Genomic DNA, 15052 nt, shown 5'->3' with positions numbered 1-15052 from the left:
AATTAGCCAACGATATTATTGAACAAGGAAATAAACGTGTTACCAACTCCAGAACAAATTAAAGATTACATCGCTGCCGGTTTAGATTGCAGCCACTTAAGCGTGGAGGGCGACGGTCAGCATTTTCAAGCAACCATCGTTTGCGCCGCCTTTGCCGGTAAGCGTTTAATTCAGCGTCATCAAATGGTCTACGCCGTTTTAGGCGAACGTATGCGCGAAGAAATTCACGCGCTATCAATGAAAACATTAACACCAGAAGAGTTTGCACAATAATGGATAAATTACTGATTACGGGCGGTTCCCGCTTGACGGGTGACGTAAGAATTTCTGGTGCTAAAAACGCAGCCTTGCCTATTTTGTGCGCTGGTTTGTTAACTAGCGACGATGTGCATTTGACCAATTTGCCGCAGTTAAAAGACGTGGCAACGATGGAAAAATTGCTCGCGCAAATGGGTTTGACGATGAATTCGTCGGGCGAGCAAGTTACCTTGAATGGCGCCAACATCCACAATTTAGAAGCGCCGTACGATTTGGTTAAAACCATGCGCGCGTCGATCTTGGCCTTAGGCCCATTGTTGGCGCGTTTTGGCGAAGCCAAAGTTTCCTTGCCGGGTGGCTGCGCAATCGGCGCACGTCCGGTCGATCAGCACATCAAGGGCTTACAAGCCATGGGCGCTGAAATCAGCATCGAGGCCGGCTACATTCATGCCAAAGCCAAAAAGCTCAAAGGTACACGCATCGTCACTGACATGATCACCGTGACCGGCACGGAAAATCTCTTGATGGCAGCAACGTTGGCGGAAGGCGAAACCATTTTGGAAAACGCCGCGTGCGAACCTGAAGTCGTTGATTTAGCTAATTTGTTGGTTGCGATGGGCGCACAAATTAGCGGCATAGGCAGTTCACGCATGGTGATTCAAGGTGTCGAAAAACTGCACGGCGCACAACACCATATTATTTCTGATCGAGTTGAAGCGGCGACATTCTTGTGCGCGGTAGCAGCAACTGGCGGCGACGTTACGTTGACCAACACGCGCACCGATATCTTGGATGTAGCGCTCGATAAATTGCGCGAAGCTGGCGCGATTTTGATCGCTGAGGCCGATACCATTCGGATTCAAATGTCTTCACGTCCGAGAGCCGTAAGTTTCAGAACAACCGAATATCCCGGCTTCCCAACCGATATGCAAGCGCAGTTTATGGCCTTGAATTGCATCGCGCAGGGAACTAGCCAAGTGACCGAAACCATTTTCGAAAATCGCTTCATGCATGTGCAAGAATTAAATCGATTGGGTGCTTCGATCGAAATCGAAGGCCACACAGCGATTGTGCGCGGTGTAGATCGATTAGTCGGCGCGCCAGTCATGGCAACCGATTTACGCGCATCGGCAAGTTTAGTGATTGCGGCGATGGCAGCCGAAGGCGAAACGTTAATCGATCGGATTTATCATTTAGATCGCGGTTACGATCGGATGGAAGTGAAATTATCCGGACTTGGTGCCAACATCCAACGCGTGTCCTAACCCGAATTTGATCGCTATTTTATGACCACGCAACTGACATTAGCCTTATCCAAAGGTCGGATTTTTGACGATACGTTGCCGCTGTTAAATGCGGCAGGTATTGAAGTTTTGGAAAATCCAGAAACCTCGCGCAAATTAATTTTGCCAACCTCCAATCCGCATTTGCGCGTCATTATCGTGCGCGCCTCGGACGTGCCAACGTATGTGCAATACGGCGCGGCTGATTTCGGCGTGGCGGGCAAAGACGTGTTGATCGAACATGGTGGCGATGGTTTGTATCAACCCATTGATTTACGCATTGCCGCGTGCCGTATGTCGGTCGCTGTCGCCCAAGGTTTTGATTACGCTAGCGCCGTGCGTCAGGGTGCGCGTTTGCGCGTGGCGACTAAATACGTTGAAATCGCGCGTCGCCATTTCGCTAGCAAAGGCGTGCACGTTGATTTGATTAAGTTATACGGCTCGATGGAATTGGCCCCCTTGATTGGCTTATCCGACGTCATCGTCGATCTGGTTAGCACTGGTAACACCCTGCGCGCCAATAATTTGGTCGAGGTGGAAGAGATCATGGATATTTCCTCGCGCTTGATCGTCAATCAAGCTGCGCTCAAATTAAAGCGCGAAGCCTTGCAACCCATTTTGACCGCCTTTGAATCTGCTTCACTCAACATTAATTAGTTATGACTGCGCTCACTTCCTTTGCAACTGCTCCACTGAGTATTACCAAACTAAATTCGACCGACGCTGATTTTCACGCGCGTTTATCGACACTGTTAGCATTCGAAGCGAGCGAGGATGAAGCGATAGACAAAGCGGTTGCGCAGATTTTATTCAACGTAAAAACTCACGGCGACTCAGCAGTTTTAGCAGCCACCCAACGCTTTGATCGCTTAAATGTGACTTCCGTTGCGGCGCTAGAAATCAGCCAGCAAGAAATGCAGCAAGCCTTGGATGGTTTAACGCCAGAGCAACGCACCGCATTAGAAACCGCCGCGCAACGGGTGCGTGCTTACCATCAGATTCAAAAGCAAGAATGCGGCTCCGCTGGCTTTAGTTATACCGAAGCCGATGGCACCGTGTTAGGTCAAAAAGTCACGCCGTTAGACAAAGTCGGCATGTACGTACCGGGCGGTAAAGCAGCCTACCCGTCTTCGGTGTTAATGAACGCCATTCCTGCCAAAGTGGCTGGTGTGGCCGAAGTAATTATGGTGGTGCCAACACCCGATGGCGTTAAAAATCAATTGGTACTGGCTGCCGCTAAAGTTGCAGGTGTCGATCGCATCTTCACCATCGGCGGGGCGCAAGCAGTTGGTGCGTTAGCCTACGGCACGCAAACCATTCCCGCTGTCGATAAAATCGTCGGCCCCGGCAATGCCTACGTTGCTGCTGCCAAGCGCCGCGTGTTTGGTACGGTGGGCATCGACATGATTGCTGGACCTTCTGAGATTTTGGTGCTGTGCGATGGCACAACCAATCCAGATTGGGTAGCAATGGATTTATTTTCGCAAGCCGAGCACGATGAATTAGCGCAATCAATCTTGCTCTGTCCCGATGCTGCTTACATTGCCGAGGTCGAAGCCAGCATTAACCGCTTAATCGACACCATGCCGCGCCACCAAATTATCCGCACTTCCTTAACCAATCGCGGCGCGTTAATTTTAGTGCGCGATATGGACGAAGCCTGTGCAATCGCCAATTCGATTGCGGCCGAGCATCTTGAAATTTCAGCGCAGCAGCCAGAACATTGGGCAGAAAAAATTCGCCATGCTGGCGCGATTTTCTTGGGTCAGTTTTCGTCCGAAGCGTTGGGCGATTATTGCGCTGGCCCGAATCATGTTTTGCCGACTTCGCGCACAGCACGTTTTTCGTCACCCTTGGGTGTCTACGATTTTCAAAAACGCAGCAGCATGATTAACGTCAGTCACGCTGGCGCGCAAACCTTAGGTAAAGTCGCCGCCACGCTAGCGTATGGCGAAGGATTGCAAGCACATGCGCGCTCGGCCGAACTACGCTTAAGCAAATAAGTCCTAGGCCAGCACAATCGAACCCAATCTGACTAACTTAGTCGTTCAACCAAGTTGAAAAATCATGTCTTTGATTAGCACCATCATCCGTCCCGAAATCCTCGCCCAATCGTCTTATCATGTGCCTGACGCGCACAACATGGTGAAGTTGGATGCGATGGAAAATCCTTACCCGTTACCTGACGCGATCAAGGCAGAATTCGGCGCACACTTGGCGCACGTAGCGTTAAATCGCTATCCAGTGCCGACGTATCGCCTGCTGAAAGACAAAATCTGCCGCGAATTCGGCATCCCCGCTGGCTTTGACGTCATGCTCGGCAATGGCTCGGATGAATTGATCAGCATGTTGTCGATTGCCTGCGCTAAACCCGGCGCTAAAGTTGTCGCGCCGATCCCGACCTTTGTGATGTACGCAATCTCGGCGCAATTGGCTGGGATGGAATTTGTCGGTGTTCCTCTCAGCGAAGACTTGGGCTTGGATATGTCCGCTATGTTGGCGGCGATCCAAGAACATCGTCCAGCCTTGTTGTATTTGGCCAATCCCAACAATCCGACCGGAAGTTGGTTTGATGAAGCTGATTTACTGCAATTGATTAATGCCATGAGTGACATCGGTTTGGTGGTGATTGACGAAGCCTACCAACCGTTCGCGCCGAGCAGTATGATGCCGCGCTTGCCCGAATTCGCGCACGTTATCGTGATGCGCACCGTGTCCAAAATCGGGTTGGCTGGTTTGCGCTTGGGTTACATGTCGGCTGCACCAGAATTGTTAGCCGAAGTTGAAAAAGTGCGTCCGCCTTATAACATCAACGTGTTGACGGCGGCCGCGGCAGAATTTTTGCTGGATCACATGTCGATTTTTGATGAGCAGGCGCACAAGCTATGTGTTGAACGGGAAGCGCTGATCAAGGAGCTGCAAAGCATTAAAAACGTGCATGCATTTCCGTCTAAAGCTAATTTTGTACTGATAAAGATTGAAAATTCCGAACAAATTTTCAAAAAATTACTAGCTCGTCGAATTTTAATTAAAAATGTCGGTAAAATGCACCCTTTGCTAACTAATTGCTTGCGTGTTACGGTTAGCACTCCAGAAGAAAACCGGCTGTTTATTGATGCGCTCAAGGCGACCCTGTTAGAAGCCTGAGCTAACCAGACATCGATCTGAATTCAGCAACGTAATCGCTTTTCCTTACCATTCACCTGTAACGGATATCACTTTTATTATGCAAGCTCAACCAGCAACAGCCGCGCGCCGCGCAGAAATCACGCGCAACACCAACGAAACGCAAATTCGTGTTGCGATCAATCTCGATGGCACTGGCCAGCAAAAACTCAATACCGGCGTTCCGTTCTTAGATCACATGCTTGATCAAATTGCGCGCCACGGTTTGTTTGATCTCGATATCGAAGCCAAAGGCGATTTGCACATCGATGCGCACCACACAGTCGAAGACGTCGGCATCACCTTAGGCCAAGCGTTCGCGCAAGCGTTGTCGAGCAAATCGGGAATCCGCCGCTACGGCCACGCTTATGTTCCACTCGACGAAGCCTTATCGCGCGTTGTGTTGGATTGCTCCGGTCGGCCCGGTTTGGAATTCCACGTGCCGTTTAAGCGCGCAATGATAGGCAGTTTTGATGTCGATTTAACCCACGAATTTTTCCAAGGCTTTGTTAATCACGCCTTGGTAACCCTGCATATTGATAATTTGCGCGGTGAAAATGCGCATCACCAATGTGAAACCGTATTCAAAGCGTTTGGTCGCGCTTTACGTATGGCCGTTGAACTCGACGAACGCTCCTTTGGAGTCATCCCTTCCACCAAGGGATGTTTGTAAGCCATGAATAGAATTGTCGTGGTTGACTACGGAATGGGCAATTTACGTTCGGTAGCACAAGCATTACGCGCCGCCGCACCGGACGCGGATGTGCAAATTTCCAGCGAAGTCGCCGCCATTAAACAAGCTGATCGTGTCGTATTACCGGGTCAAGGCGCGATGCCCGATTGCATGTCCTGCTTGCGCGAAAGCGGTCTGCAGGAAGCCGTATTAGAAGCTGCGCGCAATAAGCCGCTATTTGGCGTATGCGTCGGCGAGCAAATGTTGTTTGATTGGAGCGCCGAAGGTGACACGAACGGTCTAGGCTTGTTACCTGGTAAGGTTGAACGGTTTGATTTAGCCAATCAATTGCAGGCCGACGGGTCGCGCTTTAAAGTGCCGCAAATGGGCTGGAATCAAGTCGATCAAGCGGGCCAATCCGGTGCGCGCCACCCGCTGTGGGCTGGCGTGGCGGATCATAGCTATTTCTATTTTGTACATAGTTTTTACGCTAAACCAGCCAATGATGCGCATACTGTGGGCTGGACAGATTACGGACAACCGTTTGCAAGCGCCGTAGCGCGTGATAATATTTTCGCTACACAATTTCATCCAGAAAAAAGTGCCGCGGTTGGTTTGCAGTTGTATCAAAATTTTGCAAATTGGAAGCCGTAATTAACGCTAATTTGTTCCTTACCTATCCCGCCAAAGTCGGCTATAAAGTAAGATGCTAGAAGCGATTTTTAAGTTGAACTAAACCTAACCCCCTCCTCATTTCATTTTCTTATAAATTCTACATGCCATGCTGCTCATCCCTGCTATCGACCTGAAAGACGGTCATTGTGTGCGCCTCAAACAAGGCGATATGGACCAAGCTACTGTTTTCTCTGAAGATCCCGCCGAAATGGCGCTACATTGGTTGCAGCAAGGCGCGCGTCGTTTGCATTTGGTTGATTTGAATGGCGCCTTCGCCGGTAAGCCTAAAAACGAGTCGGCGGTCAAAGCGATCATTAAAATGGTACAGCAATACGCAGAAGACAATGATATCGACGAAATCCCGATTCAATTAGGTGGTGGCATTCGCGATTTGGACACAATTGATCGCTATTTAAATAACGGCCTGAGCTACATTATTATCGGCACCGCGGCGGTGAAAAGCCCCGGCTTTTTGCACGATGCATGCAGCGCATTTCCCGGCCAGGTGATTGTTGGTCTGGATGCCAAAGACGGCAAAGTCGCAACCGATGGTTGGAGTAAATTATCGGGCCACGAAGTAATTGATCTAGCCAAAAAATTTGAAGGCTACGGCGTTGAATCGATCGTCTATACCGATATCGGCCGCGATGGCATGATGGGCGGCGTGAATATCGAAGCCACGGTGCGATTAGCGCAAGCCGTAAGTATTCCAATTATCGCCTCGGGCGGCGTGCATAATTTGGCTGATGTGGAAGCCCTGTGCGCGGTGCAAGATGAAGGTATCGAAGCGGTGATTTGTGGTCGCTCGATTTACGAAGGCACTCTAGACTTACTGACCGCACAAACACGCGCCGACGAATTGAGTGAGTTCGAATGACTTTAGCCAAACGTATCATCCCGTGTTTGGACGTCACAGCGGGCAGGGTAGTTAAAGGAATTAATTTCACCGAATTACGCGATGCCGGTGATCCGGTGGAAATCGCACGACGCTACGATGCCCAAGGCGCGGACGAAATCACTTTCCTCGACATCACCGCCAGTTCAGATCAACGCGATCTGATTCTGTCGATTATCGAAGCAGTCGCTTCGCAAGTATTTATCCCTTTGACTGTTGGCGGCGGAGTGCGTGTGGTCGAAGACGTGCGCCGCTTGCTCAATGCGGGGGCCGATAAAGTCAGCATGAATACCTCTGCGGTGACTAACCCTCAATTGGTGGGCGATGCGGCGCAAAAATACGGCTCGCAATGTATCGTGGTCGCGATCGATGCCAAACAAACCGCGCCCGACAAATGGGAAGTCTATACACACGGCGGGCGCAACGCGACTGGCCTTGATGTGGTGCAGTGGGCGCGCCAGTTGGAGCAATTAGGCGCGGGCGAAATTCTGTTAACTAGCATGAACAAAGACGGTACTAAATCAGGCTTTGATTTAGCGTTAACGCGCGCTGTGTCGGATGCGATTTCAATTCCCGTCATTGCTTCGGGCGGCGTCGGTAGTTTGCAAGATTTAGCCGATGGCATTCAGTTAGGTCACGCTGATGCAGTGTTGGCGGCAAGTATTTTTCATTATGGACAGCATACGGTGCAAGAGGCCAAGCACTACATGGCCGCGCGTGGTATTCCAATGAGGTTGGCATGACAACGAAGAACAGCAGTAAATGGCTTAACAAAGTGCAGTGGGATGAAAACGGTTTGGTGCCGGTGATTGCGCAGCAAGCAGGGACTAACGACGTGCTCATGTTCGCGTGGATGAACCGCGACGCGCTCGATAAAACCGTGGAATGTGGCGAAGCGGTGTATTGGAGTCGTTCGCGCAAAAAGCTGTGGCACAAGGGCGAAGAATCTGGCCACATCCAAAAGATCGTCGATATCCGACTCGATTGCGATGCCGATGTAATCTTGTTAAAGGTCGAATTGGTCGAGGAAATCGCCTGTCATACGGGCCGCCATTCCTGTTTTTATCAGCAACTCAATGTCGAGCAAGGCGAATGGCAAGCGGTTGATCCGGTGTTAAAAGATCCCGAATCCATCTACAAATAATCCAACCCGGTCATCCATTATGAGCACAACCCTGCAACGTTTAGCGGACGTCATCGAGACACGCAAGTTAGCCAACGGCGGTGATCCCGAAAAATCCTACGTTTCGCGCCTATTTGCCAAAGGCGACGACGCAATTCTTAAAAAAATCGGTGAAGAAGCCACCGAAACCGTCATGGCCGCCAAAGACGCGCGCGTATCGGGCGACCACAGCGATTTAATCTACGAATGCGCTGATTTGTGGTTTCACTCGCTGGTGATGTTGGCCCAATTTGATATTTCACCCCAAGCTGTGTTGGACGAATTAGCGCGGCGCGAAGGTATTTCTGGCATCGAAGAAAAAGCCGCACGCAAAGACATCTTACGTGATGCGCAAGAACAAACCAAATCTTGAGAGGATAACGATGGAAAACTGCTTATTCTGTAAGATCGCCGCGGGAACTATCCCGTCATCCAAGGTGCACGAAGACGATGAATTGCTGGTTTTTAAAGACATTCACCCCGCCGCACCGGTGCATTTATTGATCATCCCCAAGCGCCATATTCACACCTTATCCGACTGCACTAGCAGCGATACCGAGTTGCTTGGTAGAATGCTTGCGTTGGTTCCACAATTGGCCGCGCAGCACGATTGCCAAGTTAAGGTAGATAATGCAGGAAATCGCAGCGGCGGTTTTAAAACGTTAATTAATTCAGGACCAGATGGCGGCCAAGAGGTCTATCATCTACACATTCATTTGATCGGCGGCCCACACCCGTGGCGCGGTCAGTCATAAACACACAGGGAGTTGAAATGGGTTCATTTAGTATTTGGCACTGGTTAATCGTCTTGGTCATCGTCATGCTGGTTTTTGGTACTAAAAAACTCGGCAATATCGGTGAAGATTTAGGTAAAGCAGTGAAAGGATTTAAAGACGGCATGAAAGGCGAAGAAGATAAAAAGCCCGCCACGCCATCACAAGTTGCCGACGCTTCGACAGTAGATGTTGACGCCAAAGAGAAAAAATAGTGTTTTCTTTGTTCCCGTCGCTTTGCGTATTAACCATTACAGCTGCGCGCCATGATTGATCTCGGTTTAGCCAAACTAGCCATGATTGGTGCCGTCGCGTTAATCGTGATCGGCCCTGAAAAACTGCCTAAAGTCGCCCGCATGGCAGGTTCTTTATTGGGACGGGCGCAGCGTTATCTCAACGATGTCAAAGCCGAAGTTAGCCGCGAAATTGAGCTAGATGAGTTGCGTAAAATGCAGCAAAACATGCAGGAAGCGGCCACCGATCTGCAATCCACGGTCGCCAAAGAAATGGCCGAGGTTGAGCAAAACGTCAACTCGATTTGGCAAGATCCCGCTGAGAATACGCAACCGATCCCAGAGCCCGATCAACTTGCTCGCAAAGCGCGTGAATTTCGTCGTAAAAAAGTGGTGCGTAATTCGGCCTTGCCTGGCTGGTATAAGCAGCAAACCGGCAGCAAAACTAGGTTATTGTCCGCATCGGCGCGCGTGGCAAAATACCGCCCAAAGCCGAAAACCAATCAGTCATTTTATTAAACTCGCTAGCCCGAGTTTGACCTCAATATTTAGTTAATTGCACCGACTTTAAAAGTGACTCATGTCTGATTCCTCCAGCGACAATTTAGCCAGTTTCATCTCGCATTTAATCGAGTTGCGTGATCGCTTGGTGCGCATTTCGATTGTGGTTGTGTTGGTATTTTTAGCGCTAATGCCGTTTGCCTCGCAAATCTTTGACTTGCTGGCTGCGCCAATGATGCAAGCCTTGCCTGCTGGCGCGCACATGATTGCGACCGGCGTGATTACCCCGTTTTTAATTCCAGTCAAAGTCACCTTGGTACTAGCTTTGTTGATCTCCCTGCCTTGGGTGTTGTATCAAATTTGGGCCTTTATCGCGCCGGGTTTGTACACCCATGAGAAACGCCTAATCGCCCCATTAGTGATTGCATCCTCCGCCCTGTTTATTGCAGGCGTTGCGTTTTGTTATTTCTTTGTATTCCGTGTGGTGTTCTCGTTCGTGAATCAATTTGCGCCTAAATCAATTGCGGTCGCTCCCGACATTGAAAGCTATCTCGATTTTGTATTGACCATGTTTTTGGCCTTCGGCGTGACCTTTGAAGTGCCGATCATCGTCATCGTGTTAGTGCGTATGGGCTTTGTTTCGGTTGAAAAGTTAAAAGCCATTCGACCCTACGTAATCGTCGGCGCGTTCGTTGTCGCCGCGATCGTGACCCCACCTGACGTGACCAGCCAGTTGCTGTTGGCCGTGCCAATGTGCTTGTTGTACGAACTTGGCTTGTTAATTGCGCCTTGGTTTGCCAAAGCCACAACCGCGCCGGTGCAAGACAATAGCTAGCCTGCGGTAAGCACATAAGTTGCCCGTTTGTTTGCTGCACTGAATCCGCCTCTACGATTGCGAAATGGGCAGGCAAACTGTTAGGCGGGCTTCCCTAATCTCGTTCCTTAATTACACCGAATTTTATCAAGCGTATTGGTTACCCTTGCATTCAAATCGAGCGGCTTGCTTTTAAGGGGCAGTTTTAGATGGAAATCAACACAGTAAAGGCGAACTTTATGCTTACGTCAGCAATTGCGATACTTGGTCTGGTTATTCAACTCAATCCGGCTGCAGCCCAAGACGCTACTAAAATTACAATTCTTAGTAATATGAACTCTGACACGGCAGAGGCAACGATTCCATTCAATAAAAATACGACTGAATTGTTTAAGTATCTTGAAAAAGAAACCAATGTTCAATTCGAGTTCAAACGCTACCCTTGGAAGCGCGCGCTGCTGTTGGCGAAAAGCGGACACGGATTTTTATTCGGCGCCTCCATCACACCCAATCGCACTTTAGATTTTAAATTTAGTGAGCCAGTTTATTTTGACTATGTTTGGATTGTTAAGCGATGCGATACCAAATTTGTTTTCAATAAACTGAAAGATTTGGAAGGGAAAACGATAGGGATCGTTCGAGAGACTTCGTACGGTGAGGAGCTTGATGCTGCATTAAATAATTACGCCAGAATTGACTATGATGTGAACGATTCCGTGTCGAGAATGCAAAAATTGTTAAAGCAGCGAGAAGATGGAATTTTGGTGTACAGTCAGATTGGAAGTCCTGACTACCTTCAAGAAATCTTAACTCGTCAATATGGTCGCTTAGCAATTCAAGAAACTGGTTCAATGAAAACACGACCCTATTGTGTCGTTCCTAAACCCGCCGCTACAATTTCCATCCACTTTGCGGTGGCACCAGGTTACAACGATGCATATTTAGATCGACTTAATTTCGCTTTAGTTAAGGCAAAACAGACCGGCGAATTATCACGTTTATTTTTAAATCCACCCAAAAAATAGCAAGCATGTTTAGGGAGTCGCATGCTACCTAGTTTCACTGGCCTTTTTTTAAATGGATAAATATTGAAGTCAAATCTGCGGTGTTTGTAGTCGAAAAGTAGCCGATCACAAAGTCGAACTGAGCTTTCACGTAATGTGCTTGGCACGAAATAGCGCAATCAGCTTGGTAGAATTAGATTGTCGCGATGTTGGGTTTTAAGATTAAACCACCGCGCCAAATCTGAATAAAAAAACTGCGCCTCGGGTATTGGTTTGATGCGTGAAAATTAATTAAGCATTCCTCATCCACTCAGCCAATTTATAGGCGTCTTTGTAGCCGCTGGCGATCAGCTTAATCAACTCATCCGATTGCGTTGTTTGTTTTGATTGTTTGATAGAGCTAATCGGAACGCTAGTCCAGACCATAAAATGCTTTAGTTTGATTAACTCGATTTGCGGGTGATCGGCATCAAAACCTTTTGGCGGACGTTGCAATTTATCTTCCTCTTGCAAACCGCCAAAGGTCGCTTTGAGCTTCTTGTCTTTTAAAATTTTTACCAAGTTCGCACCATCTTCCACCACATGCTGGCGCAGTTGTTTGAGTCGGTCACTTGGCGGCATGTATTCGCCCACGGCATACAATAATTCGCCTTCGGCATTAATTTGAAAATAGTAAGCCGGCCCGCCGCCTTGGCTAGGCTTCTTTAAATTGCCCGGAACGATGGCGGCGGAGAAGGTGGTTTTGTAAGGGCTTTTATCTTTTGCAAAGCGCACATCGCGATTGATACGAAACAGCGCTTTCTTTGGATTGCAGTCAATGATCTCGGGATCGAATTTGCTAATCTGGCCGATTAAGTCAGTCACTAATTCTAAAAATTCCGCACGCAAAATATCGTAGCGCGGTTTGTTCATCACAAACCATGCACGATTGTTGTTGTCGGAAAGCTCGTTTAAATATCCGGTCAGATCGTTAAGGTGCATGGTTAGATTTCAGCTTTGTGTGAGTGAGTATCGATTAGCGCGGTCCGTCTTCGTCGTCATCGTTTGATGCAGCAGGTTGATGGCGCGTTCCGATCAGAACGTCAAGAACCATGATTTTACCTTTACGCAGGAAAGTCAGCTTGGCGTTCTTTTCTGGAGGCAACTGCGCGATCAAATTCATCATCGCAACGCGGTCGGTAACTTGAACGTCATTTACTTTGATTAATACGTCGCCTGGCTTCACCCCCGCACGATCTGCTGGCCCACCGCGAATAACGCCTGCGATCAAGGTGCCGGAATTTTCTTTCACGCCAAAGTTTTCGGCTAACTCAGCCGTGATTTCTTGCGGCTCCACGCCTATCCAACCGCGAATCACGTGGCCGTTAGCCATGATGCCATCCATGACCGATTTCACGGTGCTAACAGGAATCGCAAATCCTATGCCGAGTGAACCCCCGTTTTGGGAAAAAATTGCGCTGTTGATGCCGATCAAATTACCGTTGGTGTCGATCAGCGCGCCGCCCGAATTGCCGGGATTAATGGCTGCATCGGTTTGAATGAAATTCTCAAAAGTGTTGATGTCGAGATGATTGCGACCCAAGGCCGAAATAATTCCCATCGTAATGGTTTGACCCACGCCAAACGGATTGCCGATGGCGAGTACCACATCACCGACGCTGGCTTTTTCAACATGTCCCAAGGTAATTGCCGGCAGGTCGGGCAAATCAATCTTGATCAGCGCTAAATCGGTTTCCGGATCGTTACCGACCACTTTTGCGATAGCCTTGCGACCGTCGGTCAACACGACGTCGATTTCATCCGCCGAATTCACGACATGGTTATTGGTGATGATGTAACCGGTAGGGCTAACGATGACGCCAGAACCTAAGCTAGATTGTTTTTCGGGCGGCGGATTGGCGCTTTTGCCAAAAAAGCGCCGGAATAGTGGGTCGTTATAAAGCGGATTTTTTGCGCGCTTGATTTCTTTCGTGGTGTAAATATTGACCACAGAAGGCATTGCGCGTTTCGCTGCATCACGATAGCTGCCGGGTGCTACCGAACTGACTGGCGCTTCCAAAATCGGCATCGTCGAAGTCGTTAGGTGAACACCGTTGGTGCCGCCATTGAATTTGTTCAGCCATTCTGGTTTTAAGGTGTTTACAATCAACAATATCGCTAAGCAAATGGTTGCTGCTTGCGCAAATAAGAGCCAGAGTCGTCGCATAATAGTCTACTAGTTGAGAGATAAATTAAAAATGAACCAATCCAAAAAGCCGCTAAATCGGGACGCCATTACCCAATTTCTAGCGGAAAATTTACTAATTTCGAAATTAAATGATTATTGTCCAAATGGCTTGCAGGTGGAAGGTGTTACCGAAATAAAAGTGCTGGTCACCGGCGTAACCGCCAGTTTAGCCTTAATTGACGCGGCGATTGAATTAAAGGCCGATGCGCTCTTAGTGCATCATGGCTATTTTTGGCGCGGCGAAAATCCGTGCTTGGTGGGGCAGAAATACCAGCGCATCAAAAAGTTGATTGAGCACGGCATCAACCTATACGCCTACCATTTGCCGCTTGATTTGCATCCAGTATGGGGTAATAACGCACAACTTGCCGAAGTACTGGGATTCGCGCAGGAAGGCAATTTCGCCGAACAAGGGTTGGGCAGCTATGGACAGTCGCTTAATGCCGAGTTGAAAACAGTTGGGCAGTTAAGCAATTGGATAGAGCGAAAATTAGGCCGAACACCACTGCTAATCGGGTCGCCAGAGCAAGCATTGGGACGCATCGCTTGGTGCACCGGTGCGGCGCAGAACTTTTTCGGCGAGGCGATTACTGCTGGGGCGACTGTGTATATTTCGGGCGAAATATCTGAGCCTACAACCCATTTAGCGAGAGAATCTGGGGTCGCGTATTTAGCCTGCGGACATCACGCGACCGAACGCTACGGCGTGCAAGCGGTGGGTCGGGCAATCGAACAGGAGTTTGGTGTCATTCACCATTTTGTCGATATACCCAACCCAGTTTGAGGCGGGATTGCTTATTTATTTTTTAATGCGTCGCGGATTTCGCGCAGCAATTCGATATCTTCTGGCGTCGGCGCTGGCGCGGCGGGTGCAGCCGCTTCGTTGCGTCGGGCTAAATTAACTAATTTAACCATTTGGAAAATAATGAAGGCCAATATCAAAAAGTTAAGTACGATGGTAAAAAAGCTGCCGTAAGCCAAGACTGCGCCCAATTTTTTAGCTTCGACCAGTGTTAAATGGGTATCTTGATTGTTAAGTGGTAGGTAGTAATTTGCAAAATCCAAACCGCCAACAACTTTGCCCACCAAAGGCATGATCACATCTTGAACCAAAGAATCAACGATTTTGCTAAAGGCAGCACCAATAATCACACCGACTGCCAAATCAACCACGTTGCCGCGAGTAATAAAGGCTTTAAATTCCTGCATCATTGCCATACTAGCTCCTTAGGATTGTTGTATAAAAGTAAGTAGTTGCTATTTTACACGTCTAAATTAGAATCACTTTGTTAAATTATGTGAGTTCCCGATCCGCTGATTTATAAAATTTAACAAAATAAGCGTTTTTCCTAATTAAAAAGCGCTCAATTATGTGCTTCTTCATGTTTT

Annotated in this window: 20 protein-coding genes; 17 read left to right on the top strand and 3 right to left on the bottom strand. The window is 48.7% G+C overall.

The window, feature by feature from the left end:
* Nucleotides 1-36: 36 nt before the first annotated feature.
* The 16 genes from E2I14_RS16250 to E2I14_RS16175 all read left to right on the top strand — a co-directional run bounded on the left by E2I14_RS16250 (nucleotide 37) and on the right by E2I14_RS16175 (nucleotide 11457).
* Complete coding sequence (locus E2I14_RS16250; RefSeq protein ID WP_133330477.1) at nucleotides 37-273, top strand: BolA family protein; 237 nt, start codon at nucleotides 37-39, stop codon at nucleotides 271-273.
* Nucleotides 273-1523, top strand: coding sequence for a UDP-N-acetylglucosamine 1-carboxyvinyltransferase (gene murA, locus E2I14_RS16245; protein ID WP_133330475.1), 1251 nt, complete (start codon nucleotides 273-275; stop codon nucleotides 1521-1523). Before E2I14_RS16250 ends, murA begins: the two co-directional genes overlap by 1 nt.
* Nucleotides 1524-1544: 21 nt before the next feature.
* A complete protein-coding gene (gene hisG / locus E2I14_RS16240; RefSeq protein ID WP_133330473.1) occupies nucleotides 1545-2198 on the top strand; it encodes an ATP phosphoribosyltransferase in 654 nt (217 codons plus the stop codon).
* 2 nt (nucleotides 2199-2200) lie between these two features.
* Complete coding sequence (hisD, locus tag E2I14_RS16235) at nucleotides 2201-3544, top strand: histidinol dehydrogenase (RefSeq protein ID WP_133330471.1); 1344 nt, start codon at nucleotides 2201-2203, stop codon at nucleotides 3542-3544.
* Nucleotides 3545-3608: 64 nt separating this feature from the next.
* On the top strand, nucleotides 3609-4688 hold the full coding sequence (hisC, locus tag E2I14_RS16230; RefSeq protein ID WP_133330469.1) for a histidinol-phosphate transaminase: 1080 nt from the start codon (nucleotides 3609-3611) through the stop codon (nucleotides 4686-4688).
* 79 nt (nucleotides 4689-4767) lie between these two features.
* Nucleotides 4768-5379 carry an imidazoleglycerol-phosphate dehydratase HisB gene (hisB, locus tag E2I14_RS16225; protein WP_133330467.1) on the top strand — a complete coding sequence of 204 codons (612 nt, stop codon included), beginning with the start codon at nucleotides 4768-4770 and terminating at the stop codon, nucleotides 5377-5379.
* Between the two features lie 3 nt (nucleotides 5380-5382).
* Nucleotides 5383-6033, top strand: coding sequence for an imidazole glycerol phosphate synthase subunit HisH (gene hisH / locus E2I14_RS16220; protein WP_133330465.1), 651 nt, complete (start codon nucleotides 5383-5385; stop codon nucleotides 6031-6033).
* Nucleotides 6034-6160: 127 nt separating this feature from the next.
* A complete protein-coding gene (gene hisA, locus E2I14_RS16215) occupies nucleotides 6161-6931 on the top strand; it encodes a 1-(5-phosphoribosyl)-5-[(5-phosphoribosylamino)methylideneamino]imidazole-4-carboxamide isomerase (RefSeq protein ID WP_133330463.1) in 771 nt (256 codons plus the stop codon).
* Nucleotides 6928-7692, top strand: a complete 765-nt coding sequence (hisF, locus tag E2I14_RS16210; protein WP_133330461.1) for an imidazole glycerol phosphate synthase subunit HisF — start codon at nucleotides 6928-6930, stop codon at nucleotides 7690-7692. The genes hisA and hisF overlap by 4 nt, the downstream gene beginning before the upstream one ends.
* A complete protein-coding gene (gene hisI / locus E2I14_RS16205; RefSeq protein ID WP_133330459.1) occupies nucleotides 7689-8093 on the top strand; it encodes a phosphoribosyl-AMP cyclohydrolase in 405 nt (134 codons plus the stop codon). Before hisF ends, hisI begins: the two co-directional genes overlap by 4 nt.
* Nucleotides 8094-8112: 19 nt before the next feature.
* Nucleotides 8113-8484 carry a phosphoribosyl-ATP diphosphatase gene (locus tag E2I14_RS16200; RefSeq protein ID WP_133330457.1) on the top strand — a complete coding sequence of 124 codons (372 nt, stop codon included), beginning with the start codon at nucleotides 8113-8115 and terminating at the stop codon, nucleotides 8482-8484.
* Between the two features lie 10 nt (nucleotides 8485-8494).
* Nucleotides 8495-8866, top strand: a complete 372-nt coding sequence (locus E2I14_RS16195; RefSeq protein ID WP_133330455.1) for a histidine triad nucleotide-binding protein — start codon at nucleotides 8495-8497, stop codon at nucleotides 8864-8866.
* Nucleotides 8867-8883: 17 nt separating this feature from the next.
* Entirely contained in the window at nucleotides 8884-9099 is a 216-nt protein-coding gene (gene tatA / locus E2I14_RS16190; RefSeq protein WP_133330453.1) for a Sec-independent protein translocase subunit TatA, read from the top strand.
* Between the two features lie 51 nt (nucleotides 9100-9150).
* Complete coding sequence (gene tatB / locus E2I14_RS16185) at nucleotides 9151-9636, top strand: Sec-independent protein translocase protein TatB (RefSeq protein WP_133330451.1); 486 nt, start codon at nucleotides 9151-9153, stop codon at nucleotides 9634-9636.
* Between the two features lie 61 nt (nucleotides 9637-9697).
* Nucleotides 9698-10453, top strand: a complete 756-nt coding sequence (gene tatC, locus E2I14_RS16180) for a twin-arginine translocase subunit TatC (RefSeq protein WP_133330449.1) — start codon at nucleotides 9698-9700, stop codon at nucleotides 10451-10453.
* 188 nt (nucleotides 10454-10641) lie between these two features.
* Nucleotides 10642-11457: a substrate-binding periplasmic protein gene (locus E2I14_RS16175; RefSeq protein ID WP_133330447.1), complete on the top strand. Its 816-nt coding sequence runs from the start codon at nucleotides 10642-10644 to the stop codon at nucleotides 11455-11457.
* 270 nt (nucleotides 11458-11727) lie between these two features.
* On the opposite strand, the gene E2I14_RS16170 is transcribed toward E2I14_RS16175, so the two are convergent.
* On the bottom strand, nucleotides 11728-12417 hold the full coding sequence (locus E2I14_RS16170) for a DUF2461 domain-containing protein (protein ID WP_133330445.1): 690 nt from the start codon (nucleotides 12415-12417) through the stop codon (nucleotides 11728-11730).
* Nucleotides 12418-12451: 34 nt separating this feature from the next.
* On the bottom strand, nucleotides 12452-13642 hold the full coding sequence (locus E2I14_RS16165) for a trypsin-like peptidase domain-containing protein (protein ID WP_133330443.1): 1191 nt from the start codon (nucleotides 13640-13642) through the stop codon (nucleotides 12452-12454).
* 31 nt (nucleotides 13643-13673) lie between these two features.
* On the opposite strand from E2I14_RS16165, the gene E2I14_RS16160 reads away from it, so the two are divergent.
* Nucleotides 13674-14447, top strand: a complete 774-nt coding sequence (locus tag E2I14_RS16160) for a Nif3-like dinuclear metal center hexameric protein (RefSeq protein ID WP_133330441.1) — start codon at nucleotides 13674-13676, stop codon at nucleotides 14445-14447.
* Nucleotides 14448-14458: 11 nt separating this feature from the next.
* On the opposite strand, the gene mscL is transcribed toward E2I14_RS16160, so the two are convergent.
* Nucleotides 14459-14881 (bottom strand): large conductance mechanosensitive channel protein MscL, encoded by a 423-nt coding sequence (mscL, locus tag E2I14_RS16155; RefSeq protein ID WP_133330439.1) that lies wholly within the window; start codon nucleotides 14879-14881, stop codon nucleotides 14459-14461.
* Between the last annotated feature and the right edge of the window lie 171 nt (nucleotides 14882-15052).

It is taken from the genome of Sapientia aquatica (assembly GCF_004358105.1).
Lineage (GTDB): Bacteria > Pseudomonadota > Gammaproteobacteria > Burkholderiales > Burkholderiaceae_D > Solimicrobium > Solimicrobium aquaticum.
The sequence above is the reverse complement of the archived record's forward strand: the minus strand, read 5'-3'. Positions and strand labels throughout refer to the sequence as shown.

Coding starts and splice junctions, on each gene's coding strand:
- murA (WP_133330475.1), top strand. CDS start 273: ATGGATAAATTACTGATTACGGGCGGTTCCCGCTTGACGGGTGACGTA.
- hisG (WP_133330473.1), top strand. CDS start 1,545: ATGACCACGCAACTGACATTAGCCTTATCCAAAGGTCGGATTTTTGAC.
- hisD (WP_133330471.1), top strand. CDS start 2,201: ATGACTGCGCTCACTTCCTTTGCAACTGCTCCACTGAGTATTACCAAA.
- hisC (WP_133330469.1), top strand. CDS start 3,609: ATGTCTTTGATTAGCACCATCATCCGTCCCGAAATCCTCGCCCAATCG.
- hisB (WP_133330467.1), top strand. CDS start 4,768: ATGCAAGCTCAACCAGCAACAGCCGCGCGCCGCGCAGAAATCACGCGC.
- hisH (WP_133330465.1), top strand. CDS start 5,383: ATGAATAGAATTGTCGTGGTTGACTACGGAATGGGCAATTTACGTTCG.
- hisA (WP_133330463.1), top strand. CDS start 6,161: ATGCTGCTCATCCCTGCTATCGACCTGAAAGACGGTCATTGTGTGCGC.
- hisF (WP_133330461.1), top strand. CDS start 6,928: ATGACTTTAGCCAAACGTATCATCCCGTGTTTGGACGTCACAGCGGGC.
- hisI (WP_133330459.1), top strand. CDS start 7,689: ATGACAACGAAGAACAGCAGTAAATGGCTTAACAAAGTGCAGTGGGAT.
- E2I14_RS16200 (WP_133330457.1), top strand. CDS start 8,113: ATGAGCACAACCCTGCAACGTTTAGCGGACGTCATCGAGACACGCAAG.
- E2I14_RS16195 (WP_133330455.1), top strand. CDS start 8,495: ATGGAAAACTGCTTATTCTGTAAGATCGCCGCGGGAACTATCCCGTCA.
- tatA (WP_133330453.1), top strand. CDS start 8,884: ATGGGTTCATTTAGTATTTGGCACTGGTTAATCGTCTTGGTCATCGTC.
- tatB (WP_133330451.1), top strand. CDS start 9,151: ATGATTGATCTCGGTTTAGCCAAACTAGCCATGATTGGTGCCGTCGCG.
- tatC (WP_133330449.1), top strand. CDS start 9,698: ATGTCTGATTCCTCCAGCGACAATTTAGCCAGTTTCATCTCGCATTTA.
- E2I14_RS16175 (WP_133330447.1), top strand. CDS start 10,642: ATGGAAATCAACACAGTAAAGGCGAACTTTATGCTTACGTCAGCAATT.
- E2I14_RS16170 (WP_133330445.1), bottom strand. CDS start 12,417: ATGCACCTTAACGATCTGACCGGATATTTAAACGAGCTTTCCGACAAC.
- E2I14_RS16165 (WP_133330443.1), bottom strand. CDS start 13,642: ATGCGACGACTCTGGCTCTTATTTGCGCAAGCAGCAACCATTTGCTTA.
- E2I14_RS16160 (WP_133330441.1), top strand. CDS start 13,674: ATGAACCAATCCAAAAAGCCGCTAAATCGGGACGCCATTACCCAATTT.
- mscL (WP_133330439.1), bottom strand. CDS start 14,881: ATGGCAATGATGCAGGAATTTAAAGCCTTTATTACTCGCGGCAACGTG.